This window comes from Rathayibacter sp. VKM Ac-2929 (assembly GCF_022815495.1).
Classification (GTDB): Bacteria; Actinomycetota; Actinomycetes; order Actinomycetales; family Microbacteriaceae; genus Rathayibacter; species Rathayibacter festucae.
Genome location: NZ_JALGRV010000006.1, coordinates 198434 through 223526 on the forward strand (window position 1 = coordinate 198434; position 25093 = coordinate 223526).

Consider the following 25093-nt stretch of genomic DNA (forward strand, 5'->3'; position numbering starts at 1 on the left):
GCACTGCCCGGTCGGGGCGCTGAGGTGAGCGACCGCGCGGGCCGGATCCCGCTCGTCGTCACCGCGATCGTGCCGCAGGCGGAGGGCGTCGTCGCCGTCGAGCTCGCCGACCCCGCGGGCGGCGACCTGCCCGACTGGGAGCCGGGCGCGCACCTCGACGTCCAGCTGATCACCCGGCAGGAGCGGCAGTACTCGCTCTGCGGCGACCCCGCCGACCGCCGCCGCTACCGGATCGCCGTCCTCCGCGAGGAGCACTCGCGCGGCGTCTCGATGTACATCCACGACTTCCTCCGCGTCGGCGCCACCGTGCACGTGCGCCCGCCGCGCTCCCTCTTCCCCCTGGCGAGCGCCGACGAGCACCTGCTTCTCGCCGCCGGCATCGGCATCACCGCGATCCTCCCGCTCGCCCAGCGCCTCGAGCGCGACGGGTCCCCGTGGACCCTGCACTACGCCGTCCGCAGCGCGGCCCACGTCCCCTTCCGCAGCGAGCTGGACGCGCTCGGCGACCGCGTCACCGTGCACTCCCCGGCCCCGGACTCCCCGGCCTCGAACTCCGCGGACCCGAACTTCGCGGCCCCGAACTTCGCGGCCCCGGACTCCGTCCGCCTCCGCGGCCGCCTCGACCTCCCTGCGCTTCTGGCAAGGCCCCGCCCCGGAGTCGTGCAGGCCTGCGGCCCGGCCCGCTTCCTCGACGCGATCGCCGCCGCGATGGCCGCCTGGCCCGCGGGCAGCCTGCACCTCGAGCGCTTCGAGCCCAAGCCCGTCGCCGCCCGCCCGAACGCCCCCTTCACCGTGCACTGCGCCCGCTCCGACGTCTCCGTCGAGGTCGGCGCCGGCCAGTCGATGCTGCACGCCCTGACCTCCCGCGACCTCCCCGTCACCGGCTCCTGCCTCCGCGGCGTCTGCGGCTCCTGCGCCGTCCCCGTCCTCGCGGGCCCCGTCGACCACCGCGACTCCCTGACGACGTCCCCCGACTCCCCCGTCATGTACCCCTGCGTCTCCCGAGCCGCAGCCTCCGCCCTGACGATCGACCTCTGACCCCACCCCTCCGGAGATGCACGCTGATCGGGTAGCCGCGGAGTCGCCCCACTCATGCTGATCGAGTAGCCCGCGCAGCGGGCGTATCGAGATCCACCCAGGCAAGAACTCCAGCCTGCAGACCCGCCCAGCCGAGCACGCCGGGTCTCGATACGCCCCTCCGGGGCTACTCGACCAGCATGGATTCCCCGCCCGAGCAGCCCGCGAAGCGGGTCATCCATGCCGATCAAGCCAGCCCGCGGAGCGGCCCTTTCTGCTGATCGAGTAGCCCGCGCAGCGGGCGTATCAAGATCCGCCCGCCACCAGAACTGAGGCTACCCTTACTGAGAATTAGGCTAGCCTACCCTCATGCACCGCACATCCAGCCCTCGCATCCCCCTGCTGATCGCCGGTCTCGCCGCCGCCTCCGTCGCCCTCGCCGGCTGCTCGTCCGGCGCCTCCGGAGCCGCGACGAGCGCAGCCGCCGAGACGATCGTCGTCGAGAACGCCAAGCCCACGCTGACCCTCGTCGAGGAGGACGGCGAGCAGTCCTACCGGGAGGACACGGCCGTCGCCCGCACCTCCGTCGAGGTGCCCGCCTCCCCCTCCGCCGTCGTCACCTTCGACATCGCCACGCTCGACACCCTGCACACCATCGGCGCCGGCGACGCCGTCGTCGCGATCCCCGACGCGACCCTCCCCGACTACCTCGCCGAGTACGCCGACCTGCCGAAGGTCGGCACGCTCTTCGAGCCCGACTTCGAGGCCGTCGCCGAGCTCGAGCCCGACCTCATCGTCACCGCCGCGCGCAGCACCGGCCAGTACGACGAGCTGTCCGAGATCGCCACCACGATCGACCTGACCGGCAGCTACGCCGGCACCTTCGACCCCGCCGCCGCCCTCGAGCGAGCCACGCAGCTCGGCGAGATCTTCGACCGCGAGGAGGAGGTCGCCGCCCAGGCCGCCGCCACCGAGCAGCTCGCCGCGACCATCGAGGACCGGGCCGACGGCAGCGCCCTCGTGCTCTCCGTCTCCGGCGGCGAGTACAGCGCCTTCGGCGAGGGCTCCCGCTTCGGCTACTTCTTCGACGACCTCGGCTTCACTCCCGCCGTCGCCGCGGCCGAGCTGCCCGGCACGGAGGGATCTCCGCACGGCGACACCGTCACGAACGAGTTCCTCCTCACCGCCGCGCCCGAGTGGATCTTCGCCTTCGACCGCGGCGCGGCCACCGGCGCCGCGAGCACCGCCGAGGCGACCCTCGACAACGCCCTCGTCGCGCAGACCCCCGCCGCGCAGAACGACCGCATCGTCCAACTGCCCGCGAGCGAGCTCTACATCGTGATCAACGGCCTCACCGCCGTGCAGAACGTGCTCGAGAGCGTGCACGACGCGATGCAGAGCTGAGCGCTCCCCGCGTGGTCCGTCCTCCCGTCCGCGCGCTGATCGTCGCGGGGACGGCGCTCGTCGCCGCCCTCGCGACGCTCTCGCTGTTCCTCGGGGTCGCCGAGCTCGACGCGTTCGTCCTCGTCGAGAGCCGCCTCCCCCGCACCCTCGCCCTGATCCTCGCCGGCGCGGCGTTCGCCGTCACTGGCCTGATCCTGCAGCTGCTCACCCGCAACCGCCTCGTCGAGCCCGGCACCACCGGCGCGACCGATGCCGCGACCCTCGCCCTGCTCGCCGTCCTCCTGCTCGCCCCCGCGCTGCCGATGGGAGCGAAGGCGGCGCTGGCCGCGGTCGGCGCCCTCGCGGGCGTGCTCGGCTTCCTCGCACTGTCCCGCCGCATCCCGGCGCGCTCCAGCGTCCTCGTGCCCGTCGTCGGCCTCCTCTACTCCGGAGTGATCGGCGCCGCCACCACCTTCCTCGCCTACCGCACCGACACCCAGCAGGAGCTCCTGAACTGGGGCATCGGCGACTTCTCCGGCATCCTCCGCGGCCGCTACGAGATGCTCTACGTCGCCGCGGCCGCCGCCGCCGTGGCCTGGATCGCCGCCGACCGCTTCACCGTCGCCGCCCTCGGCGAGGACACCGCCCGCGGCCTCGGCCTCGACACCCGCGCGGTGATGCTCACCGGTGTCGTCATCATCGCCGCGGTCACCGGAGTGATGATCGTCGTGACCGGCGCCCTGCCCTTCCTCGGCCTGATCGTGCCCAACCTCGTCAGCCGGCTCGTCGGCGACACCATGCGCCGCTCCGTGCCGCTCGTCGCCCTGCTCGGAGCGGCCCTGGTCCTCGCCTGCGACCTGGTCGCCCGCACCGTCCGCTTCCCGTTCGAGCTGCCGATCTCCCTGGTGATGGGGATCCTCGGCGGTCTCGTCTTCCTCCGCCTGCTGATCGGGCCCGCCCGTCGGAGGACCGCCGCGTGACCGCCCTCGCACCCCGCCGCGCCGCCCGCGCCCTCCGTCCGGAGACTCTGCGCAGCCCCGGCCCGCGCCTGGTGCTCCTGGCCGCGATCGCCGTCGCCGTCGTCGCCCTCTATCTTGTGACCGACCTCCCCGGCCGCTGGGAGTACGCCCTCGGCCTGCGCACCCGCACCGTTCTCGGCATGGTGATCGCGGCCGCGGCGATCGGAGTCGGCACCGTCCTCTTCCAGACCGTCACCGCGAACCGCATCCTCACCCCCGGCATCATGGGCTTCGACGCGGTGTTCCTGCTGCTGCAGGTGGTGACCGCCTTCGCGATCGGCCCCGCCCTGCTGGTGTCGGCGCCGCCACTCGCCTCCTGGCTGATCGAGCTCGTGCTGATGGTCGGCGTCGTCACGGCCCTCTACTCCTGGCTCTTCGTCCGCCGCCGACTCGATCTGCACGTCATCGTGCTCGCGGGACTGGTGCTCGGCGTGCTGCTGCGCTCGGTCACCGGCTTCCTGCAGCGCCTCCTCGATCCGGACACCTTCGCCGTCGTGCAGAACCTGACCTTCGCGAGCTTCACCTCCGTCGACCGCGAGCTGCTGCTGCCGACCGGCGTGCTCGTCGCCGCGGCGATCGCCTCCCTCTGGCCGATCCGCCGCTCCCTCGACGTGCTCGCGCTCGGCGAGGCGACCGCCGTCTCGCTCGGAGTCGAGCACCGCCGCACCGTGATGCACGTGATCGTCGCGGTCGCGGTGATGGTGGCGGCCTCGACCGCGCTCGTGGGCCCGGTCGCCTTCTTCGGCCTGATCGTCGCGAACGTCGCCTACACCGTCGTCGGCCACCGGCACCTGCGCAGCATTCCGGCGGCGGTCGCGGTCGGAGTGGTCGCCCTCGTCGGCGGTCAGCTCGTGCTCGACCGCGTGCTCGGCTTCGGCACCGAGCTGCCGGTCGTCATCGAGTTCGCCGGCGGCCTCCTCTTCCTCCTCCTCGTGCTCACCGGAAGGGCCCGCTGACATGATTCAGACCACCGCCGTCACCACCCGGCACGGGAGCGTCGTCGCCGTCGACGACGTCACGCTGGCCCTCGAGGCGGGCCTCACCGCGATCATCGGCCCGAACGGCTCCGGCAAGTCGACCCTCCTCGCCACCATCGGCCGCCTGGTGAAGCCGACCGCCGGCAGCGTCGGCGTCGACGGCCTCGACGTCGCGACCACCCGCTCCCGCGACATCGCCCGGCGCCTGGCGATCCTCCGCCAGGACAACCACGTCGCCATCCGCCTGAGCGTGGAGGACCTCGTCGCCTACGGCCGCTTCCCGCACGGCGGCCGTGGCACCTCCCCCGAGGACCGCGCCCACGTCGACGCCGCGATCGCCGCGCTGGACCTCTCGGCCGTCCGCGAGCGCTTCCTCGACGAGCTCTCCGGCGGCCAGCGCCAGCGCGCCTTCGTCGCGATGGCCCTCGCGCAGGACACCGACCACCTCCTCCTCGACGAGCCGCTGAACAACCTCGACCCGCGCCACGGCGTCGTGCTGATGAAGCTCCTGCGCCGCCTCGCCGACGAGCGGGGGATGACGATCGTCGTGGTCCTGCACGACATCAACGTCGCCGCCCGGTTCGCCGACCGCATCGTCGCCGTCCGCGACGGCCGCATCGCCCACCACGGCCCGGTCGCCGAGGTCCTCACCGCCCCCCACCTCGAGGCGCTCTACGACACCCCCGCGCTGGTGGCCGACGTCGCCGGCCACCGCATCGTCCTCTGGCAGTGACCCCCCTCCCCGCTCCGCGAGATGCCACTTGTGCACGCATTCCTCGGCGTGTTGCGCTCACAAGTGGCATCTCGCGGCGCCGCCGACACGTATCGAGATCCACCCCTCGCCCGATGCGCCCCCGCGGGGCCACTCGACCGGCACGCACCCGGACCCGCTCGGTCTAACGCAGCCCGGCCGCGCACTCCAGGAGGTCGGGGATGCCGCTCACGGGCTGCGGCTCAGCGGCGGCCCGCGGGCCGAGGCGGCGGAAGACCGGCGGCTCCGTCGCCAGCACCTGACCGACGGCGCGCCCCCCGGTCCAGACCGTCAGCAGCACCTCGCCGTCCGGGCGCTCCGGAGCGCCGATCTCGTAGACCCGGCCCCGCACGGCCGCGCGCACCGGCGTCTTCCGGGCCAGGTGCACCCACACCGGGAACTCGCAGACCATGTCGACTCCTTTCCCATCAGCCCTCGACCGGGAGGTACGCCACCAGGGCGTCCGCCGCGTCGTCCCCGAGCAGGATCGTCTTGTCCGCGAAGAGGATGTGCTTCATGCCGACCATGCTCGGTCGCAGTCCCCGCGCCGGGGGAGGTCCTTGACAGGACGGGGAGCGGACGGAAGGGAAGCGAGAGTCCGTCGGGGTTGCCGCCCGAGTCGAACTGGAGAAAGGTGTCGATCACGCGGGCGCCCGCCGGCTGTGACGAAGGCTGGAGACGGCGATGGGAAAACTGTTCTACGACGGATCCGTCGAGATCGACTTCGAGGACAGGGTGCTCGCGCACCTGCAGATCGTCATCACCGCGAAGCTCCGCCGCAACGAGTCCTTCCTGCTCAGCTGGCGCGACGACCACAGCATGGGCGACGGCCGCAGCGCCATCTGGCTGCACCCCGCGGTCGGCCTGCGCTACAAGTACTTCGGCGGGCGGATGCCCCGCATCAACCCGGCGTGGATCGCCGCGCTCACCGATCTCGCCAACTCCGCCGGCGGCCTCTACGTCGTCGCCGAGCCCGACACCGAGCACGTCCGCACGATCGACCGGGAAGCGCACTGATGCGCCGGCTCGACATCCTCTACGACGGAGCGCCCTACACGGTGAGCGACCGCACCGCCGCCCAGTTCCGGGTCGAAGTGGACGCCGCCCTCGCCGCGGAGACCCCGCAGTGGCTCACCGTGAACCACGGCGAGGGCCGCGCCAGCACCGCGCTCATCCTGATCACCCCGTTCACGGCGATCACGATCCTCACGAACGACGCCGAGGACGACGACACACCCGACGCGGCCTGAACGGCGCGGAGCCGACGCCGACGCGTCGACGCTGCCGGCGGCCGCCTCGTCGCTCCGGCCCGCGCGTCCCGGCACCGCGGCGGCTAGGGTAGGCGCGATGACCGATTCCGCCGTCCTCTGCGACCCGTATCTGCGCGGGTACCCGATCGACGGCGTCGCCATCTCCACCCTCGGCCGCACCTTCGGCGGCGAGACGATCGCCGCCAGCGACCCGACGGCCGCGCGGCTCGACGAGATCCAGCTCGACCTCGGCCAGGGCCCCTGCTGGGACGCGATCGCCGCGGGCGCCCCCGTGTCCCTGCTCGACACCGGCACCGACGTTCGCTGGCCGCTCTTCGCCGAGGCGGTGGACGCCCTCGACGTGCGCTCGGTGTTCGCCTTCCCGCTCACCTTCGCCGGGCTCTCGATCGGCGCCGTCGACCTCTACACCCGCGCCCCGATCACCCTCGACGACGCCGCGCTCACCGAGATCTCGGCGCAGTCGCCCGCCACCTCGCTCCGGGTGCTCGCCGCGGTGCTCCACGACGACGCGGACGAGGTGAGCAGCAACCCCGGGTCCCGGAGGGTCGTCCACCAGGCGACCGGCATGATCATCGCCCGCTACCGCATCGACTCGGACGACGCCCTCGTGCTGCTGAGGGCCCACGCGTTCGCCCAGCACCGCCCCCTCGTCGACGTCGCCCAGGACATCGTCGCTCGCCAGGACGGCTTCCCCGACCGCCCGCTCACCGTTCAGGACGACTCATGGTGATCAACTCCCGCGAGCGGAGCGTCATCGCGACCTTCGTGGCCCTCTCCGACACGCTCGTCGACGACTACGACGTCGTCGACTTCGCGCAGACGCTCGTCGAGAGCAGCGCGACCCTCTTCGACGCGGTCTCGGCGGGCCTGGTGCTCGCCAGCCCCGAGGGCACGCTCGAGGTGCTCGCCTCGACGGACGAGGACACCCGCCTGATCGAGCTGCTGCAGCTCGAGACCGCCGGCCCGTGCATCGAGTGCTACGACACCGGGCGCCCCGTCATCGTGCCGGACACGTTCGCGGTCGACGACCGCTGGGCCGAGTTCCGCACCCGCTCGCGCGACCTCGGCGTCCGGGCCGCGCACTGCGTGCCGATGCGCTCGCGGGGCACCACGATCGGCTCGCTCAACCTCTTCCAGGCCGGCACCGGCACCCTCGACCCCGACGACATCGCCGTCGTGCAGGCCTTCGCCGACGTCGCGACGATCGGCATCCTGCACCAGCGCGCGCTCCGCGAGAGCACCGTCACCCAGGAGCAGCTGCAGCGCGCCCTCGACAGCCGCGTCCTGATCGAGCAGGCGAAGGGCATCATCGCCTACTCCCAGCGCACCACCGTCGACCGCGCCTTCGAGATCCTCCGCTCCCGCTCGCGCTCGACCTCCACGCCGATCACGACCCTCGCCCGCCAGATCATCGAGGGCTACCGGGACTGACCGGCCGTCCGCGCCGCCCGCAGAGCGCAGGTCCGCGTATCGAGACCCGGCGGCCGAGGTGCCTGCGGTGGGGGATCTCGATACGCCCGCTGCGCGGGCTACTCGATCAGCATGGAGCGCCCGCATCCGCGCCCGCGCCCTCGCAGGCAGGGGCCGTGGAGAACAGGGAGCGCAGCTCGCCTTCCATGCTGGTCGAGTAGCGGGCCGCAGGCCCGCGTATCGAGACCCACCCCGGCCGGGCGCTACGCCGTCAGGGAGACCGCCGTCCAGGAGACCGGCGGAAGCGTCAGCGTCAGCACCCCGTCGGCCAGCTCGGCGTCGACGGGCTTCAGGCCCACCCTGTTCTGGTCGTCCTTGGTGTTCTTCGCGTAGACGTCCTCGTCGAAGATCCCGACGGCCTCCGCGACGGTCGTGACGCCGAGGCCGCTGACGTCAACGGTCACCTCGAGCGCCTCCGTCGTCGAGCGGTTCACCAGGAACACGGCCGCGCGGCCGTCGTCGAGCGTGGCCACCGAGTCGACCAGCGGCGCGTCGCCGTGCCGGGCGGTGGAGTACGAGCCGACCTCGATGCGCGGCCGTAGCACCGAGCCGGACGCGAGGCGCGCGGTGGTGGAGAACGGGAAGAACGTGGTCTGCCGCCAGGCCGCTCCGCCCGGCTCGGTCATGATCGGCGCGATCACGTTGACGAGCTGCGCGAGCGACGCGGAGGTGACGCGGTCGGAGTTCTTCAGCAGCGTGATCATCAGGTTGCCGAGCACGACCGCGTCGGCCACGGAGTACACGTCCTCGAGCAGGCGCGGCGCGTACGGCCACTCCCGGGCACCGGCGGTGTCGGCGGCGGCGAGAGCGGCCTCCTCCTCCTGGTGCTCCTGGAGGTACCAGATGTTCCACTCGTCGAAGGACAGCTTGATGTCCTTCGACTTCTTCAGCTTGTGCTTCACGTGGTCGACGGTGGCCGCGACCGTGGAGATGAAGTACTCCATGTCGAGCGAGGACGCGAGGAACGACCCGAGGTCGCCGTCGTACTCCTGGTAGTAGGCGTGGCAGGAGACGTACTCGACGTCGTCGTAGGCGTGCTCGAGGACCACGCGCTCCCACTCGCCGAAGGTCGGCATCGACGAGCCCGACGACCCGCAGATCACGAGCTCGAGGGACGGGTCGGCGATCTTGAGGGCCTTGGCGGTGCGGGAGGCGAGCTTGCCGTAGTCGTCGGCGTTCATGTGGCCGACCTGCCAGGGGCCGTCCATCTCGTTGCCCAGGCACCACATGCGGATGTCGTGCGGCTCCGGCGACCCGTTCGCGATCCGCTGGTCGGCGAGGAACGTGCCGGCCTTGCCGTTCGCGTACTCGAGGACGTCGAGGGCCTCGAGGACGCCGCGGGTGCCGAGGTTGACGGCGTACATGATCTCGCTGCCGGTGAGCTTCGCCCACTTGGCGAAATCGTCCAGGCCCACCTCGTTGGTCTCGAGGGAGTGCCAGGCCAGGTCGCGGCGGCGCGGGCGGTCCTCGCGCGGTCCGACGCCGTCCTCCCAGCGGTAGCCGGAGACGAAGTTCCCGCCGGGGTAGCGGACGGTGGTCGAGCCGAGCTCCTTGACCAGCTCGACCACGTCCAGGCGGAAGCCGTCCTCGTTCGCGGTGGGGTGCCCGGGCTCGTAGATCCCGTCGTAGACGCAGCGGCCCAGGTGCTCGACGAACGAGCCGAACAACCGCGGATTCACGGGGGCGACGACCGCGGCCGGGTCGAGGGAGATGCGCGCGGTCGCGGGCGGGGAGACGGCGCGGGAGGCGTCGGTCATGGCAGAGCCTTTCTGGATCGTGCTGAGGTGAGCGGTGATGCGGGAGTCCCGGCGCCGGTCGGCGTCACTTGACGGAGCCGATGGAGAGTCCGCCCTGCCAGTACTTCTGCAGGGTGAGGAACGAGACGATCAGCGGGATGACGGAGATCAGGGCGCCGACGATGACGAGGTTCCACAGCGACTGGCCGCCGGTGTTGACCGACGCCTGGGTCTGCCAGGTGCCGAGTCCGACGGTGACCGGGAAGAGCTGCGAGTTCGAGAGCATCACGAGGGGGAGGAAGTAGTTGTTCCAGGTCCCGACGACGGAGAGCAGCAGCACCGTCACGAGTGCGGGGCGCAGCAGCGGCAGGGCGACGCGGAAGAAGACCGTGATCTCGCCGGCTCCGTCCATCCGGGCGGCGTCGAGCATCTCCTCCGGCACCGCGTCCTGCGTGTAGACGCGCATGAGGTAGACGGCGAACGGATTGAGCATCGAGGGCAGGATGACCGCCCACACGGTGTTGGTGAGCTGGGCGGTGCTGAACATGACGAAGAGCGGGATGACCAGGGCCGTCGCCGGCACCATCACCGACCCCAGGACCAGCGAGAAGAAGGCGTTGCGGCCCTTGAAGGCGTACGCCGCGAAGCCGTAGCCGGCGAGCACCGACAGCACCGTCGCTCCGAGTCCGCCGGCGAAGGCGTAGAGGAACGAGTTGCCGAGCCACTTCCAGTAGAGGCCGTTCGAGTAGGTGAACAGCGAGCCGATGTTGGTGAAGAACTCGAAGGAGTCGCCGAACCACAGCGGGCTGACGGTGCCCGAGAACAGGCCGACCTGGTCCTTGGTCGAGGCCACGACGAGCCACCAGAACGGGAGCGCGAAGTAGACGACGAAGGCGAGCAGGATCACGTGCGGGAGCAGCTGGCGGCCGCCGCGGCGGCTCCGCGCCCGGACGGCGTCGTCGCGTCGCTGGACGCGGTCGCGCTTGGGGGCGAGCGAGAGGGTGCTCATGAGAGTCCGTTCCTCTTCTTGGTGGCCATCAGGAACAGGTAGGACCCGAGGAACACCACGAGACCCAGCGCGAAGGAGATCGCGGAGGCGTAGTTGAACTGGTTGTAGGAGAAGGCGAGGGTGTACGCGTAGATGTTCGGCGTGTACGACGCGTCGATCGAGCCCGACGCCAGCGAGCGCAGGATCTGCGGCTCGGTGAAGAACTGCAGCGTGCCGATGAGGGCGAAGACGAGGATCAGCACCATCGAGGAGGAGATCATCGGGATCTTGATCCGCAGCGCCGTCTGGATCGCGCTCGCGCCGTCCAGGCGTGCCGCCTCGTAGACCGCGGGGTCGATGCCCTGCAGGGCCGCGTAGATGATGATCATGTAGTAGCCGGCCCACTGCCAGGTGACGACGTTGACCAGGCTGCCGAAGATCGAGTCCTTGCCGAGCAGGTTCGGCGCGTCGAGACCGAGCCAGCCGAACACCTCCGTGGCGGGGCCGAAGGACGGGCTGTAGAGGAAGCCCCACATCAGCGCGCCGATGACCGCGGGCACCGCGTAGGGCACGAAGATCATCAGCCGGGCGAACCGCGAGAACCGCGAGGTGAGCGCGTCCAGCATCAGCGCGGCGATCAGCGAGACCAGCATCTGGATCGGGATCAGGATGAGGGCGAAGCGCACCACCAGCCAGACGCCCTCGAGGAAGAGGGGGTCCGAGAAGGCCTTGGCGTAGTTCGCGAACCAGACCCACTGATTGCCGGTGGCGACGGTCTTGTTCTGCAGGCTCAGGATGAACGAGTAGATCAGCGGCGTGATCAGGAAGACCACGAGGAAGATCCCGAACGGGGCGACGAAGACCCAGCCCCAGCGGGCGCGCCGGGAGGCGACGACTCCGGTGCGCGGCTTCTTCGGACGGGTCTCGGCGGGGGCTGCGGTGGCGGCGGGGGCGGGGACGACGAGGTTGGACATGGTGCTCCTTCGAGGAGGGACGGGGCGGCCGCCGCCCTCGCGGACGGCGGCCGCCGATCGTCAACCGACCGTGTAGCCCTGGCCCGCGGCGTACTCGCTGACCGCGGTCTGATAGGTCGAGAGGGCGTCCGCGACGCTCGAGTCACCGCTGTTCACGGCGTTCACCGCCTCGGTGAGCTTGTCGTAGGCGAAGTTCTGGAACGGCGAGACCTGGAAGCCCTGGTACTCCGTGGCGGCGGAGAGGAAGACGTCCTTGTTGATCTGCTGACCGCCGAAGAAGTCGTACTCGAGGTCCGCGAAGTAGTCCGATTCGAGGATCGGCTTCCACAGCGGGAACAGAGCGCCCTTCTCGATGCCGATCTTCCAGGCCTCCTCGGTGCCGAAGATCTCCTTCGCCACCGTCGCGGCCGCTTCCTTGTCCTCGGCCTGGCTGGTCACCGCGAAAGCGGATCCGCCGATGTTGATCTGGGTCGGCTCGGCGCCCTCCCACTGCGGGACCGGGGCGGCGCGCCACACGGCGTCGGTGTCGGCGCCCTCGAAGCCCTTCAGGTAGCCGGGCAGCCAGGCGGCGGCGACGACCGAGGCGTAGGTGCCGTCGACCAGGTGGGTGTTGTAGTCGGTGGTCGAGGCGTCCTCGGTGCCGACCAGGCCCTTCTGCACCAGATCACTCCAGTAGTCCATGACCTTGGCGCTGGCCTCGTCGTCGAGGTCCACCGTGACGTCCGTGCCGTCGACGGTGTAGGGCACCGAGCCGGCCTGCGCGAAGAGCGCCTGCTGGTAGGCGCGGCCGTTGCCGGGGAAGTCCGTCATGAGCGTGGTGGAGCCGGCGTCCTTGAGAGCCTGCGCCGCTGCGGCGTACTCCTCCCAGGTCGTCGGGACGGGGATGCCGTACTGGTCGAGGATGTCCTGGCGGTAGAGCATGCCGACGGGTCCGCCGTCGACGGGGATCGCGTAGGTGGCGTCGCCGCTGGAGACGTCGGCCCAGGCGCCCTCGGAGTAGTTGCTCTGCACGTCGCCCGCGCCGTACTCGGTGAGGTCGACGAGCGCGTCCTGCGGGATGTAGCTCTGCACGACCTCGCTCTCGAGCATGACGACGTCGGGTGCGCCCGAGCCGGCCTGCACGGCGGTGGTGAGCTTGGTGTACTCGTCGTTGCCGGCGCCGGCGTTGCTCCAGCAGATCTGGACGTCGTCGTGGCTGTTGTTGAAGAGGTCGACGATCCCCTCGAACTCCGGGTACCAGGCCCACATCGTGACGACCTTGGCGTCCTCGTTCACGATCGTGTTCTCGCAGGTGGCGGCGTCGCTCCCTGCGGAGCAGCCGGTCAGGGCGGCCGCGGAGGCGGCGACGGCCACCCCCGCCGCGAGCATTCTCTTCGTGTGACGCATCATTGCGTGTCCTTTCGGATACGGCCGTCGTCGGCCGGGAAGGGGGGGATCGTCCTGGAGCAGGTCGCTTGTACAACGATGGAAAACAACGTTGTAGAAATGATGATGCGGAGTTCGTCGGCGAGTGTCAAGAGCGCGGTCGCCGTCCGCGACGCAACCGTGATCAACGCGCTACGGCGCGGTCGACTCCCGCGACGTCACCGAGAAACCGGCCTCGTGCAGCGTCGGCGGCGCGAGGAGCGAGCCCTCGATCCGCCCCTTCAGCACCTCGACGGCGGTCCGCGCGATCTCGTCGCGGCCCGGATCGATGCTCGACAGGCTCGGGACCGAGTACCGCGATTCGTCGACGTCGTCGAAGCCGATGACCGCGACGTCCCCGGGGATGCTCAGCCCCTGCACCTGCAGCGCGCGGATGGCGCCGAGCCCGAGGGAGTCGTTCAGGGCGAAGACGGCGTCGAAGTCGACCCCGGACTCCAGGACCCTGCACATCGCCGCGTTGCCGTTGGCGCGGTGCCACGGTCCGGAGTAGCTGACGAGGCGCTCGTCGTAGGCGATGCCCGCCGCCTCCAGGGCCTCGCGGTACCCCCGCATCCGCAGCGCGGCCGAGCCGACGTCCTCGTTCTCGTGCGCCCCGAGGGCGACGATCCGCCGCCGGCCGGACTCGATCAGGTGGGTCGTCGCGGCGCGGGCGGCGGCGACGTTCTGCATGGTCACGTGGTCGAAGCGCGAGGTGAAGATCCGCTCGCCCAGCAGGACCAGCGGGTAGTCGACCGCGAGCGCCGGCTCGTCGGCCATCGCCATCCCCAGGGGGCTGAAGAGCAGCCCGTCCGTGAGCTGGCGCCGCGAGCTGCGCAGGACGTCCCGCTCGCGCTGCGGGTCGCCTCCGGTCTGCTCGATCAGCACGGTCAGACCCCGGTCGTCGGCCGCGCGCATGACGCTGTCGGCGAGCTCGGCGAAGTACGCCAGGCTCAGCTCGGGGAGCGCCAGCCCGATGACGTTCGTCCGCCCCCGCCGAAGGCTGCGGGCCGAGAGGTTCGGGATGTACCCCAGCTCGGCGATCGCGGCCTCGACCCGCTCGCGGGTCGCCGGGCGCACGTGCGGGTAGTCGTTGATGACGTTGGAGACGGTCTTGATCGACACTCCGGAGGCCCGCGCCACGTCGTGCAGAGTGATCGCCATCGATCTCCTTCGGTCGGGACCTGCTGAACATACAACGTTGTAGCCGACTCTAGCGCTCCCCTGAACGGGTGCGCCGGAAGGCGCCGCGCCGCCCACGGGCGGGGGCGGTCCCGGCGATCGGACGTCCAGCCGGCGCCTCAGAGGAAGTCGTAGCCCAGCTCGCCCCAGAGCTGCCGGGGGTCGGTGTCCCAGACCCCGATCGGCTCCCGGGAGCGCTCGAGCGCGTCGAGCCGGTCGCGCAGGTCGAGCGCGGAGTCGGTGCCGGACCCGGTCCGCTCGCCCCGCAGCAGGAGCGGGACCCCGACGCCGATGGTCAGGACCACCACCGCCGAGGCGTCGGAGGACGCCGCGTCCGCGAGAGTGACGGTGGCCATCCGGCCGCGGTCGGCCAGCGCCACCGAGTAGCGCAGAACGGCGTCCGCGGCCTCGTCCTCGAGGACGATCGCGCCCCCGGCGTACGACAGAGTCTTCATCTCATGCTCCCCTGGTGCTCTCGACGGATGGACGAGGTCCGACATCGGGGACCAGGATGCGGTCCGCTCACCGTACGCCACCCGGCCGCCGCCGCACAGGGTGGCGCCGGAGGAGCGACGCGACCGCGGTCCGCGCCGATCCGCCCTAGCCCCGGACCGGCGCGCATGTTAACGTGAACACCACCCGCCGGCCCCTCTTCGGCGGCCTGATCCCCCTCACCCAGGAAAGGTCTCGACGATGAGACGACGCTCCCCGGAGCCCCCTGCCACCGCGCCCCGGCGCCGTGCCCGGTCCCTCTTCCTCTCCGCACTCGCGTGCACGAGCGTCGCCCTCGGAGGCGCCCTCGTCCCCGTGACGGCCCAAGCTGCCGACGTGCCCGCGCCCACCGCGCACTACGACATGTCGCACGCCGGCTCCGCACTCCTCGACATCTCCGGCAACGGCCGCAACGCGACGCTGACCGGGCTCACCGACGCCTCCTTCGCCGACGCCGGCGGCGACCAGGTCGCCCGCTTCAAGTCCGACGGCTACGCGAGCCTTCCGAAGGGACTCGTCACCGGCACCGACAACGCCTTCGCCGTCGAGTACACGGTGAAGACGCAGACCACCGCGAACCAGTTCGGCTGGGTGATCGGCGACGGCGTCGGCCCCTGGAACACCACTCAGCTCGGCAACCACGTCTTCGTGAACCCGCGGAACCCCGACGGCTCCCCGAGCGGCCAGGTCCTCGCCGGCATCCGCGTGAAGGACAGCGGCAACGGCGAGACCCGGATGCCCTTCGGCGGCACCCTCAACCCCGGCTTCACCACCCTCACCCTCGTCGGCACCGGCACCGGCTCGAGCACCGCGCTGACCCTCTACCGCGACGGCGCGCAGATCTCGACGGTCACCGCCGCGAAGTCGATGGCGAGCATCGTCCCCTCCGGGAGCACGCTCGGCTACCTCGGCCGCTCGCTCTACTCCGGCGACCCGCTGCTCACCGCGGACGTCACCGACGTCAAGTTCTGGGACACGGCACTCACCGCCGACCAGGTCGCGTCGAGCATGCCGACCGCCGCCGCGAAGGCCGCCGCGACCTCGGCGCTGCTCCGCCCCGACATCCTGCCTGTGCTCCTGGCCGGCAACCCCTCGCTGACCGCCGTCTCGACGAACCTGACGCTCCCCGCGACCAGCAGCGGCGTCCCGCTCACCTGGACCTCCTCGAACCCCGCGGTCGTCTCCGGCACCGGAGTCGTCTCGCGCTCGATCACGCAGGACACCCCGGTCACCCTCACCGCGACCACCGGCCAGGGCGCCGTGCTGACCTTCGACGTCGTCGTGCTCGCCCCGAGCATCAACGACGACCTCGACGCGCTCGTGCTCGCCACCCGCACCACCGAGAACCTGCCTCTCGCCGTCACGGGAGCCAAGAACGGCACCGCCATCACCTGGACCTCGTCCGACCCGGCGCTCGTCACCCCGACCAGCACCTCGTACACCGCCCCGGCGGTCGGCGCGGCCGACCCGTTCCGCGGCGGCGGCGTCGTCACCCGTCCGGCCTACGGCTCGGGCGACGAGCCCGTCACGCTGACCGCGACCGCGACCCTCAACGGAGTCACCGAGACCCGCTCCTTCTCGCTGACGGTGGCCGAGCTCGGCCGCACCGCTCCCGACGCGGGCTACGCCTCGGCGTACTTCAAGTCCGACGGCGACGAGAAGATCTACCAGGCGGCGACGTCCGGCAACGACTTCTTCACCTTCTCGCCGGTCAACGGCGGCAAGGCGGTCATCACCTCGACGACCGACACCAAGGGCCTGCGCGACCCGTTCATCCTCCGCTCGCACAACGGCGACAAGTACTACATGGTCGCCACCGACCTCTGCATCTCCTGCGGCACCGGCTGGGGCGACGCGCAGTCCAAGGGCAGCCTCAAGATCGAGGTCTGGGAGTCGACCGACCTGGTGACGTGGACCCGCACCAACGGCGCCGACACCGGCATCACCGTCAACCAGCCGGCCGCCGGCATGACCTGGGCGCCGGAGGCGTACTGGGACGACGCGCTGCAGTCCTACGTGGTCTTCTTCTCCTCGCGCCTCTACTCCGACGCGACGAAGACCAACAGCGACAAGCTCTACTCCCGCGTCTTCTCGGTGATCACCCGCGACTTCCGCACCTTCACCCAGCCGCCCGCCACCTGGCAGGACACCGGCTACGCGCGGATCGACTCGACGATCACCAAGATCGGCGATTACTACTACCGCTTCACCAAGAACGAGGAGGGCGGCGCCGCCGGCACCCTCGAGGCCGGGAAGGACATCTTCCTGGAGAAGTCGACGGTGCTCACCGCGCCGACGACCTCGTCGAACTGGAACGCCGACCCGACCAAGACCTGGCAGCTGACCGACACCAACATGACGAAGCTCGAGACCGGTCAGGACGGCGAGGGCCCCGAGATCATCAAGCTGAACGCGGGCGACCCCAACGACACCACCGCGAACGGCGACGGCTACGCCTTCCTCGTCGACAACTACGGCCAGGGCGGCTACAAGGCCTTCGTGACCTCGGGAGCCGCCATCGCCGGCAGCTCGCAGTCGGCCCGCCTCTCGAAGTCGGCCGACTGGAACGTCTCGACCAAGGGCGGCCTCCCGGCCAGCCCGCGGCACGGCGCGTTCGTCAGCGTCCCGCAGACGGTCCTCACCGCGATGAAGAACTGGACCGGCGTCACCGCCGTCGACTCCACCACGACCCTCACCGCCGACGGCCGCACGGTCACGGCGACGGTCGCGGCGGCCGACAAGGGCGACGTCGCCGGCACCGTCACCTTCACCGGCGGCACCTGGAGCTCGACCGTCGCGCTCTCGGGCGGCTCGGCGAGCGCCGTCGTCCCGGCCGGAGTGAGCGGCGTCACCGCCTCCTACAACGGCTACGCCGATGCGCTGGTGCGCACCTCGGCCTCGGCCGCGCTGCCGCTCGACACCCTCGAGCTCGCTCCCGCCGTCTCGACCCGCTGCATCGCCGGCAAGGTCGTGCTGACGGTGACCGTCAAGAACACCGACACCGCCGCGGCCGACATCACCGTCGACTCCGCCTACGGCACGAAGGCGTTCCCCTCGGTCGCCCCGGGCTCCTCCGCCTCGGCCGCGTTCACCACGCGCCTGAAGTCGACCCCCGCCGGCTCGGTCACCGTCACCGGCACCTCCCCGGGCCAGCCCGCCTTCGCCGCCACCCTCCCCTACCAGGCGGCCACCTGCTGACCCCCTGACCCCGAGGCCCCCTCCCCTCCGCGAGATGCCACTTGTGCACACGACACGCCGTGAAAGGCGAGCACAAGTGGCATCTCGCGGAGGCCGTCAGGGCAGGTCGAGGCGGAAGCCGACGCCGCGGAGGGTGGTGATCGTCACCGCCGCGCCGAGCTTGCGGCGGAGCGCGAAGACGTGGACGTCGAGGGTGCGGGTGGAGCCGAACCAGTTGCAGTCCCAGACCTCGTCGATCAGGGCCTCGCGGGTGAGCACCGCCCCGGGACGCCTGGCCAGGGCGAGCAGCAGGTCGAACTCCTTGGGGGTCAGAGGGAGCTCCGTCCCGTCGAGGTGCACCCGACGGGACGCGGGATCGACGACGACCCGGCCAAGCGACAGGGGCGGCAGCGGGAGGGCGACCGACCGCGCCAGGCCGGTGCCGGCCCTCCTGCTCACCGCACGGATCCGCGCGATCAGGCCGTGCAGGCCGAACGGCTTGATCACGCAGTCGTCGGCGCCCACTTCGAGTGCGGCGACGGTGTCCGCCTCGTCGCTCCGCGCGGTGACGACGATGATCGGCACCTCGGATCGGCGGCGGAGCATTCGGCAGACGTCGAGCCCGTCCATGTCCGGCAGACCGAGATCGAGCAGGACGAGGTCCGCCGGTCCGGACGCGAGCGCTTCCCGGCCGCTCCTCGCGCGAGCGACGCGGTAGCCGTAGCGCTCGAGCGTGCCGGCCACGCAGTCGGCGATCGAGAGGTCGTCCTCCACGAGCAAGATGAGCACACCTCAGCCTGCCACGGTCACCCAGGCGAGCGCTCGACTGTCACGGCGCGACGGGTTCCTTCGAGGAGTGGTGCTCGATGATCCTCCACTCGCCGTCGATCGACTCGTAGACGAAGGTGAACCGGGCGTGAACGACCTCCCCGGTCGCCGCGAGATCGAACGTGTAGAGGCCGGTGTTCGAGGCGTAGCCGTCGCCGAGATCGCGGACGACGCTCTCGTCGATCGTCCCCGTCGGCCGCTTCTTGAGGAAGGCGTCGAAGTAGCCGATGCGCTCGGCCGAGGTGTCGAGGACCCCGGGTGCGACGGTCGGCAGCAGCACCGCGTCGTCCGCGTACAGCGCGTCCACCTGCGCGGGGTCGCCGGTGGCGAGCGCCGCGTTCCACTCGTCGAACAGCCCTCGCACCTCGGCGTCGGTGGGCGCGGCGACCGCGGCAGCGGCGGTCGCCGTGGACGCGGCCGGCGCGGGAGCGGCGCTGCACCCGGCGAGCACCAGGAGCAGCGCGGCCGGCGGCGCGAGCACAGCGGCGAGACGGCGGGACGAGCGGACACGACGAGACGACATGGGATTCCCTGACGACGAGAGGAGCGGCGGTCCGGCGGACACCGGCGCTCCCACACTCCCGCCCGCCCCGTCAGCGCCCGGTCACCCCCGCGTCACGCTCGGGTCAACGTCTGCTCCCCACCGCGAGATGCCACTTGCGTACGCGACACGCCGACGAAAGCGTGCACAAGTGGCATCTCGCGGGACCGCCAGCGCTGTGGCCGTCTCGCTGCGGGATGGCGGGTTCGAGCGAAATGACGGCTTCGGTGCCGGATGGCGCAGACGGATCTAGAAGCCGGCTCGCACCCTCACTACGGTATGGCGAACGATCGCTCGACCCCTCCCGTCCGGCCCGCCTTCCCTTCCCTGGAGCAGCATGTCCCGACGCCTCATCCGACCGACCGCCCTCGTGGCGGCTCTCCTCGTCCTCGGCACGGCCGTCCCGGCACAGGCCGCGACGACCGGCCCCTCCCCTCTCGACGATCCGCTCGTCGGGGTCAGGATGGAGGAGCTGAGCGTCCTGCCGGCGGATCCGGCGAGCTCACGTCCCGCCGCCGTGTACACGATCGTCGACGACCGGGACCTCGCGTTCCCGGTGGCGGTGACGCCGCAGCCCGGTGCCGAGGGGCCGGCGTACGACCTGCGGACGGCGACGCCGCTCGCCGCGGTCGCCGACGTCGTCCGAGGCCGGACCGCGCTCGTGCGCTGCTCGCAGGTGGCCGCCGCCCCGGACTCGCTCCCGACAGTGTTCGCGAGCCTCTGCAAGGCGGCTGGCGCCGCCGAGATGACCTGGAAAGACGGCCGGTCGCTCGGGGTGCCGATCTGGTACGCCCGCGACCTCGACGGGGGTCTGGTCTGCATCACGGGGACGGGAGCGGAATGCCTGACGAGCGAGCCCGGCGTCGATCCGGCGTCGGGTGCCGATCGCTGGCGGGTGTCCGCCGCTCGGTGCAGCTCCGCGGCGGCGGGCTCCCCCCTGCTGCAGGCCTGTGGTCGGCTCCGAGCCGCTCTCGACGACTCCGGGCACCGGATCGCGCAGCGCGCGTACGACCGTCAGCACGCGCGGATGGATCGGCTCTTCTCCCTCGGGCTGAACGACGCGAAGCTCGGAGCGGAGGCGGCGCTCCGCGCGAGGATCGCCGCCTTCGAGCCGCGGATCCTCCGGGCGATCGCCGAGCGGAGAAGCGCGTGCCAACCGTTCTGGCTGGCCCTCAGTCTCGGCTTGAGCATGGTCTTCTGCAAGGCCGCCGGTCACGATGTGGAGACGCTCGAGGCGGAGCGGAACGCTCTCCAGAAGGAGCACGGCGCCCGGGTCGCCGAGGCGCAGGCGGCACTCCGGGTCCGGATGGCGGAGGACTGGCACGAGCTGCACCGCACCTGGTCGGGCGAGGACCCCACCGGCTACGCGGCCCTGCTCCGGGTCGAGAGCAAGGAGCTGTCCGAGTTGAAGGCGGCGGAGGAGGAGTACCGGCGCGCCGCCGACAGTGACGAGCAGACGTTCCGCGAGCTGCAGCGGCAGTGGCTCCACGAGCGCAGCGCGATCGGGGAGGCGGAGCAGATCCCGCTGATCGGGCCGCTGATCCGGCACATCGAGGAGTACGAGCAGAACCCGAGCGGGACCAACCTCCGCCGCGTGTTCCTCGGAGCACTCGGACCGGCGGGCGAGGCCATCGAGGGCGGGCTGGAGCTCTCCGCCGAGACCAAGCTCAAGACCGGCGAGCAGCGGTTCCTCTCGGACGCGCTGCACGAGATCGGAGGGAAGGACGACTTCGGGACCACGCTCGAGACCCTCATCACCGACTTCTCGAAGGACCTCGGGGACGAGGCGGTGGAGGGGGTCCGCGAGAGCGGCCTCTGGAGCGACGCGCCCGGGTCCGATGCTCCGCCTGAGTCGCACTACGAGGACTTCGGGCAGCTCCTCGCCCGGGCTCCGCGGATGATCCCGGAGGCGACTCAGAAGTGGCTCCTCGCGAACGGGCCGCTCCGCGACAAGCTGGGGCTCGGCGGCACGAACACCTTCCCGGTGCTGAGCGCCACCAGTGCCGATCTGCGCCACGCCGCCGCACAGGTCGCCTTCGAGCGCGGGGTGGAGACGATCTTCACGCACGCGTTCGGCACGGACTACGAGCAGGTCGCGCGGAAGAACCCCGCCTGGACGGGCGCGGAGGCCCGGCTCATCACGGCGGAGCTGCTGAAGGTCCTGACGGACTCCGCCTATCTGGAGCAGATCAGTCCGATCTGGGTCGCCTCCGACACCCTGGGCGATCGGCCCGCCGCCTTCGTCTACGACGACGATCAGAGCGCGATCCTGCTCAACCAGGACCTCGTGAGGATCACCGACGGCTCCGCCAATCCGGAGTTCGCCAAGTTCTATCTCGAGGAGCTCGGTCACTCGCTGAACTGGTGGCGCTGCACGATCTTCGACGTCGAGGTGAAGCACTGCAGCGGAGAGGGCGATGTCGGCGCCCGCTTCCGCGATGCCGTCATGCTGAGCACGTCGTCGACCGACCCCGGCTTCGGCGCCGCGATCGCGAGTCTTCCGGCCCACGATCAGGACAGCTCCTCGACGGTCCTGTTCACCGGCGGCTCGACCGCGCATCTCGAGGGCTGGAACTCCTACAGCTCCCTCAACTCGCACATCTCCGGGAAGGGCCGCTTCAGCTTCCTCCTGCGGGCGGGGATCGAGCTCTCCTCCGAGTACCCCGGGGTGAGCGACGAGTTCGACCTCGAGATGTCGGTCGGTGCTCCGTCGATGACGAGGAGCGGCAATCCGTGGGTCACCTCTCCGAACGGGCCGTGCAAGGTCCGGCAGCTCGCTCTCAAGGAGGACTGCAACGTCCCCACGATGTCGATCGCGCTCTCCTTCCGCGACTCGATCAACTACTCCGTTCTCGGCGCCCCCGGGGTGAAGGACACGGCGTTCGCGAAGGCGGGGGTCAATCTCTCTCCGGCGCTCGTCCGGAAGCACGGCGTCCGGCTCTACTTCCAGCCGAAGGCCGGAGAGCCCGACGCGTGGCGCTTCCTGCCCGGCCACACGATCTACTTCAAGGAGTTCAGCCTGGCCGGTGACGGCAAGGTCGACGGCACGAAGATGCTCGACACGTTCGCCGGCAAGCGGATGCCGGCCCCGCACCGGCTCGACGTCGCCGGGAAGGCGACCGTCGAGGGCAGCTACATCGTGGAGATCGCCACCCGGGAGAAGTCGGCGCTGGACACCTGGCTCGCCCTAGACGTCTCGAGCGCGCTGCTCGGCTGCGCCGGCGGCTTCGTCTTCGCGATCGTCGCGGAGCAGGACCCGATCACGGGCTGCCACGTCGGGTCCGATCTCCTCGAGGGGATCGAGACCGCGGCGGAGGCGGCGGACGGGCGGCTCACCACCTTCCTGACCTCCAACGCCTCCGTCGCCGTGCCCCTCTCCGTGGAGTACAAGGCCACGCGATCGGCGGGCCGCGTCACCGACCTCCCGGCCGATGTCCCGCCGCAGTCCGGAGTGGAGATGTGGGAGGTGGGCCCGCCCCCGGCCGCCGCCGCGCACTCCGCCGAGCAGGTCTCCTCCCTGCGGACGAAGGCGAGCACCGCGCTGAAGAAGATGAAGTCGGTGTCCTTCACCGGCCTGGCCGTCTTCCGCCCCCGCATCAGCTGGACGCTCGGAACGCGCACCCTGCACCTCGGCACCCACTCGCTCCCCACCGCGAACCTCATCGAGTAGCCCGCGTCCCCTCCCCCGCCGCGAGATGCCACTTGTGCGCGCGACACGCCGTGAGAAGCGTGCACAAGTGGCATCTCGCGGAGGGCGTCAGCCCGTGGGACGGGTCAGCTCGTCGGGGTCAGCAGGTCGGCGTGGTGCACGGCCGCCACGTTCGGGTGCGCGCGCAGGCGGTAGCGCAGCGCGTTCTCGCCGTAGGTCTCGAGGATCGGGCTGTTGGTCGGGTCGACCGAGAGGCCGGACTTCAGCTCCTCGGGCAGCGGCAGCGAGGGCATCGTCGAGTCGAGCGACGGATTGAAGAAGAACGGGATCGAGATCCGGTCGGTGCCGATCAGCGGCGAGATCACGCGGTGCAGCGTCGCCTTGAGGTAGCCGCCGGTGGCCAGCTCGAGCATCTCGCCGATGTTGACGACGAACGCCCCGGGCAGCGCCGGCGCCTCGATCCAGGAGCCGTCGTGCTCGACCTGCAGGCCGCCCTTGCCGGGCTCGACCAGCAGCAGGGTCAGCACGCCGCCGTCGCGGTGCGCACCGACGCCCTGCTTGGGCTCGGGGTCGGAGGTGCCGGGGTAGCGGACGACCTTGACCAGCGAGAACGGCTTCTCGGCGAACGCCTCGTCGAACACGTCGGCCGGAGCGTCGAGGGCCACGGCCCAGGTGCGCAGCAGGCGGATGGCCACCGCGGCGAGCTCCTCGTGCCAGCGCTCGAAGACGGCGCGGAACTCGGGCAGCGACTCCGGCCAGAGGTTCGGCCCCTCGAGGCGCTGGTAGTCCGGGACGTCGGCGCCGGCCGGCACGGTCTCGCGGTCGATGCCGATGTCGACCTGCTCGCGGTAGTCGACGTCGCCGTTGGTCAGCTCGGCGCCGAAGCGGGTGTAGCCGCGGAACTGCGGGCTGGCCGTGTTCTCGATCGCCAGCTTCTCCTCCTCGGAGAGCTCGAAGAAGCGGCGGGAGACGGCGACCACGTCGTCGAGGAGGTCCTGCGGCACGCCGTGGCCGACGAGGTAGAAGAAGCCCACGTCGTGCGTGGTCTCGCGGAGATCGCGGCGGAACGCGGCGGCTTCCTCCTCTCCCTGGTCGAGGCGGGAGAGGTCGAGGATCGGCAGGGAATCGGTCATGGGGAAAGCCTTGCGCAGTTCGCCTTCTCCGCACCGATTGTTACGACAACTAAATGCGAAGACCCAGCCTGCGCCCGGGACCGAGGTCTCCGGACGCAGGCTGGGCCCGCGGATGCCGCCGAGTGTTACGGCGTGGGCATGCCGCCGTTCACGTGCAGCGTCTCGCCGACGACGTAGCTCGACTCGGGCGAGGCGAGGAACACGTAGGCCGGAGCGAGCTCCGCAGGCTGACCCCAGCGGCCGAGCGGCGTCTGCGAGCCGACCTCGGGCAGCTTCTCCGGCGGCTGGCCGCCGGCGGTCTGCAGCGGGGTCCAGATCGGGCCGGGCGCGACGACGTTCACGCGGATGCCCTTGGGCGCGAGCTGCTGCGAGAGCGCCTTCGAGAACGTGTTGATCGTGGCCTTGGTGGAGGCGTAGTCGACCAGCGTCGGCGACGGCTGGTAGGCCTGGATCGACGAGGTGCTGATGATCGCGGAGCCCGGGGCGAGGTGCGGCACGGCCGCCTTCGTCATCCAGAACATCGCGTAGACGTTGGTCTTGAAGGTCTCGTCGAACTGCTCGTCGGAGATGTCGAGGAAGTCCTCGACCGACTGCTGCTTGCCGGCGTTGTTGACGAGGATGTCGAGGCCGCCCAGGCCCTCGACGGCCTTCGCGACGGCGCCGACGGCGAAGTCGTGGTCGGTGATGTCGCCGGGGATGGCGACGGCGACGCGGCCGGCCTCCTCGATGAGGGCGACGACCTTCTTGGCGTCGGACTCCTCCTCGGGCAGGTAGACGATCGCGACGTCGGCACCCTCGCGGGCGTAGGCGATGGCGACGGCCGCGCCGATGCCCGAGTCGCCGCCGGTGATGAGCGCCTTGCGCCCCTCGAGGCGGCCGGAGCCGCGGTAGGTCGACTCGCCGCGGTCGGCGAGGTCGTCCATCTTCGAGTCGAGGCCGGAGCCCTCCTGATACTGCTCCTCGGTGTCGATGTCGGCGAACATCTTCGTGGGGTCCTGGAACGTGTACTGGTCGGTCGTGTTCTCGGAAGTCATGTCCTCGACGCTAGGCGCGACCATCGCGCCCGCGCGCGTGGTTGACAGCGCGGATCCCGCGCGGCAGAGC

The 25093-nt window shown here is 71.0% G+C and carries 22 protein-coding genes; 11 read left to right on the forward strand and 11 right to left on the reverse strand.

What is annotated here, in order from left to right:
• Window positions 1-24 precede the first annotated feature (24 nt).
• The 5 genes from MT355_RS21715 (at window position 25) to MT355_RS19160 (ending at window position 5129) form a co-directional block, all read left to right on the forward strand.
• Entirely contained in the window at window positions 25-1038 is a 1014-nt protein-coding gene (locus MT355_RS21715; protein ID WP_243600744.1) for a PDR/VanB family oxidoreductase, read from the forward strand.
• Between the two features lie 348 nt (window positions 1039-1386).
• Window positions 1387-2421, forward strand: coding sequence for a siderophore ABC transporter substrate-binding protein (locus MT355_RS19145; protein WP_243600745.1), 1035 nt, complete (start codon window positions 1387-1389; stop codon window positions 2419-2421).
• A gap of 11 nt (window positions 2422-2432) precedes the next feature.
• Window positions 2433-3380, forward strand: coding sequence for an iron chelate uptake ABC transporter family permease subunit (locus tag MT355_RS19150; protein ID WP_243600746.1), 948 nt, complete (start codon window positions 2433-2435; stop codon window positions 3378-3380).
• Window positions 3377-4375, forward strand: coding sequence for an iron chelate uptake ABC transporter family permease subunit (locus MT355_RS19155; RefSeq protein ID WP_243600747.1), 999 nt, complete (start codon window positions 3377-3379; stop codon window positions 4373-4375). The genes MT355_RS19150 and MT355_RS19155 overlap by 4 nt, the downstream gene beginning before the upstream one ends.
• Before the next feature lies 1 nt (window position 4376).
• On the forward strand, window positions 4377-5129 hold the full coding sequence (locus tag MT355_RS19160) for an ABC transporter ATP-binding protein (RefSeq protein ID WP_243600748.1): 753 nt from the start codon (window positions 4377-4379) through the stop codon (window positions 5127-5129).
• 163 nt (window positions 5130-5292) lie between these two features.
• Here the strand turns inward: MT355_RS19160 and MT355_RS19165 are convergent, their stop codons facing one another.
• Entirely contained in the window at window positions 5293-5559 is a 267-nt protein-coding gene (locus MT355_RS19165) for a hypothetical protein (RefSeq protein ID WP_243600749.1), read from the reverse strand.
• Window positions 5560-5831: 272 nt separating this feature from the next.
• On the opposite strand from MT355_RS19165, the gene MT355_RS19170 reads away from it, so the two are divergent.
• The 4 genes from MT355_RS19170 (at window position 5832) to MT355_RS19185 (ending at window position 7849) form a co-directional block, all read left to right on the forward strand.
• Window positions 5832-6164: an ATP-dependent DNA ligase gene (locus MT355_RS19170; protein WP_123737630.1), complete on the forward strand. Its 333-nt coding sequence runs from the start codon at window positions 5832-5834 to the stop codon at window positions 6162-6164.
• Window positions 6164-6397, forward strand: a complete 234-nt coding sequence (locus tag MT355_RS19175) for a hypothetical protein (RefSeq protein ID WP_243600750.1) — start codon at window positions 6164-6166, stop codon at window positions 6395-6397. Before MT355_RS19170 ends, MT355_RS19175 begins: the two co-directional genes overlap by 1 nt.
• 97 nt (window positions 6398-6494) lie before the next feature.
• Window positions 6495-7148 (forward strand): GAF and ANTAR domain-containing protein, encoded by a 654-nt coding sequence (locus MT355_RS19180; RefSeq protein WP_127887769.1) that lies wholly within the window; start codon window positions 6495-6497, stop codon window positions 7146-7148.
• Window positions 7142-7849 (forward strand): GAF and ANTAR domain-containing protein, encoded by a 708-nt coding sequence (locus tag MT355_RS19185; RefSeq protein ID WP_243600751.1) that lies wholly within the window; start codon window positions 7142-7144, stop codon window positions 7847-7849. The genes MT355_RS19180 and MT355_RS19185 overlap by 7 nt, the downstream gene beginning before the upstream one ends.
• Window positions 7850-8091: 242 nt before the next feature.
• Here MT355_RS19185 and MT355_RS19190 read toward each other — a convergent pair whose 3' ends face one another.
• The 6 genes from MT355_RS19190 to MT355_RS19215 form a co-directional block, all read right to left on the reverse strand.
• On the reverse strand, window positions 8092-9645 hold the full coding sequence (locus MT355_RS19190; RefSeq protein ID WP_243600752.1) for an alpha-N-arabinofuranosidase: 1554 nt from the start codon (window positions 9643-9645) through the stop codon (window positions 8092-8094).
• Between the two features lie 64 nt (window positions 9646-9709).
• Entirely contained in the window at window positions 9710-10633 is a 924-nt protein-coding gene (locus tag MT355_RS19195; protein ID WP_123444558.1) for a carbohydrate ABC transporter permease, read from the reverse strand.
• On the reverse strand, window positions 10630-11586 hold the full coding sequence (locus MT355_RS19200) for a carbohydrate ABC transporter permease (RefSeq protein WP_243588067.1): 957 nt from the start codon (window positions 11584-11586) through the stop codon (window positions 10630-10632). The genes MT355_RS19195 and MT355_RS19200 overlap by 4 nt, the downstream gene beginning before the upstream one ends.
• Before the next feature lie 60 nt (window positions 11587-11646).
• Window positions 11647-12975 (reverse strand): ABC transporter substrate-binding protein, encoded by a 1329-nt coding sequence (locus MT355_RS19205; RefSeq protein ID WP_243600753.1) that lies wholly within the window; start codon window positions 12973-12975, stop codon window positions 11647-11649.
• Between the two features lie 168 nt (window positions 12976-13143).
• On the reverse strand, window positions 13144-14151 hold the full coding sequence (locus MT355_RS19210) for a LacI family DNA-binding transcriptional regulator (protein ID WP_123737624.1): 1008 nt from the start codon (window positions 14149-14151) through the stop codon (window positions 13144-13146).
• 137 nt (window positions 14152-14288) lie between these two features.
• Window positions 14289-14624 carry a hypothetical protein gene (locus tag MT355_RS19215; RefSeq protein WP_243600754.1) on the reverse strand — a complete coding sequence of 112 codons (336 nt, stop codon included), beginning with the start codon at window positions 14622-14624 and terminating at the stop codon, window positions 14289-14291.
• Between the two features lie 373 nt (window positions 14625-14997).
• On the opposite strand from MT355_RS19215, the gene MT355_RS19220 reads away from it, so the two are divergent.
• Window positions 14998-17859, forward strand: coding sequence for an immunoglobulin-like domain-containing protein (locus MT355_RS19220; protein WP_243600755.1), 2862 nt, complete (start codon window positions 14998-15000; stop codon window positions 17857-17859).
• Between the two features lie 96 nt (window positions 17860-17955).
• Here MT355_RS19220 and MT355_RS19225 read toward each other — a convergent pair whose 3' ends face one another.
• Together MT355_RS19225 and MT355_RS19230 are read right to left on the reverse strand one after the other, a co-directional pair.
• Window positions 17956-18627, reverse strand: coding sequence for a response regulator transcription factor (locus MT355_RS19225; protein ID WP_243600756.1), 672 nt, complete (start codon window positions 18625-18627; stop codon window positions 17956-17958).
• 40 nt (window positions 18628-18667) lie between these two features.
• On the reverse strand, window positions 18668-19189 hold the full coding sequence (locus MT355_RS19230; RefSeq protein WP_243600757.1) for an SgcJ/EcaC family oxidoreductase: 522 nt from the start codon (window positions 19187-19189) through the stop codon (window positions 18668-18670).
• 355 nt (window positions 19190-19544) lie between these two features.
• Here MT355_RS19230 and MT355_RS19235 point away from each other — a divergent pair, with 355 nt between their 5' ends.
• Window positions 19545-22877, forward strand: a complete 3333-nt coding sequence (locus tag MT355_RS19235; protein ID WP_243600758.1) for a hypothetical protein — start codon at window positions 19545-19547, stop codon at window positions 22875-22877.
• A 104-nt stretch (window positions 22878-22981) separates the two neighbouring features.
• Here the strand turns inward: MT355_RS19235 and MT355_RS19240 are convergent, their stop codons facing one another.
• Together MT355_RS19240 and MT355_RS19245 are read right to left on the reverse strand one after the other, a co-directional pair.
• The gene (locus MT355_RS19240; protein WP_123706620.1) at window positions 22982-23989 is read right to left on the reverse strand and encodes an isopenicillin N synthase family oxygenase; all 1008 of its coding nucleotides are present in this window, start codon (window positions 23987-23989) and stop codon (window positions 22982-22984) included.
• A 125-nt stretch (window positions 23990-24114) separates the two neighbouring features.
• Entirely contained in the window at window positions 24115-25023 is a 909-nt protein-coding gene (locus MT355_RS19245; protein ID WP_173251032.1) for a glucose 1-dehydrogenase, read from the reverse strand.
• Between the last annotated feature and the right edge of the window lie 70 nt (window positions 25024-25093).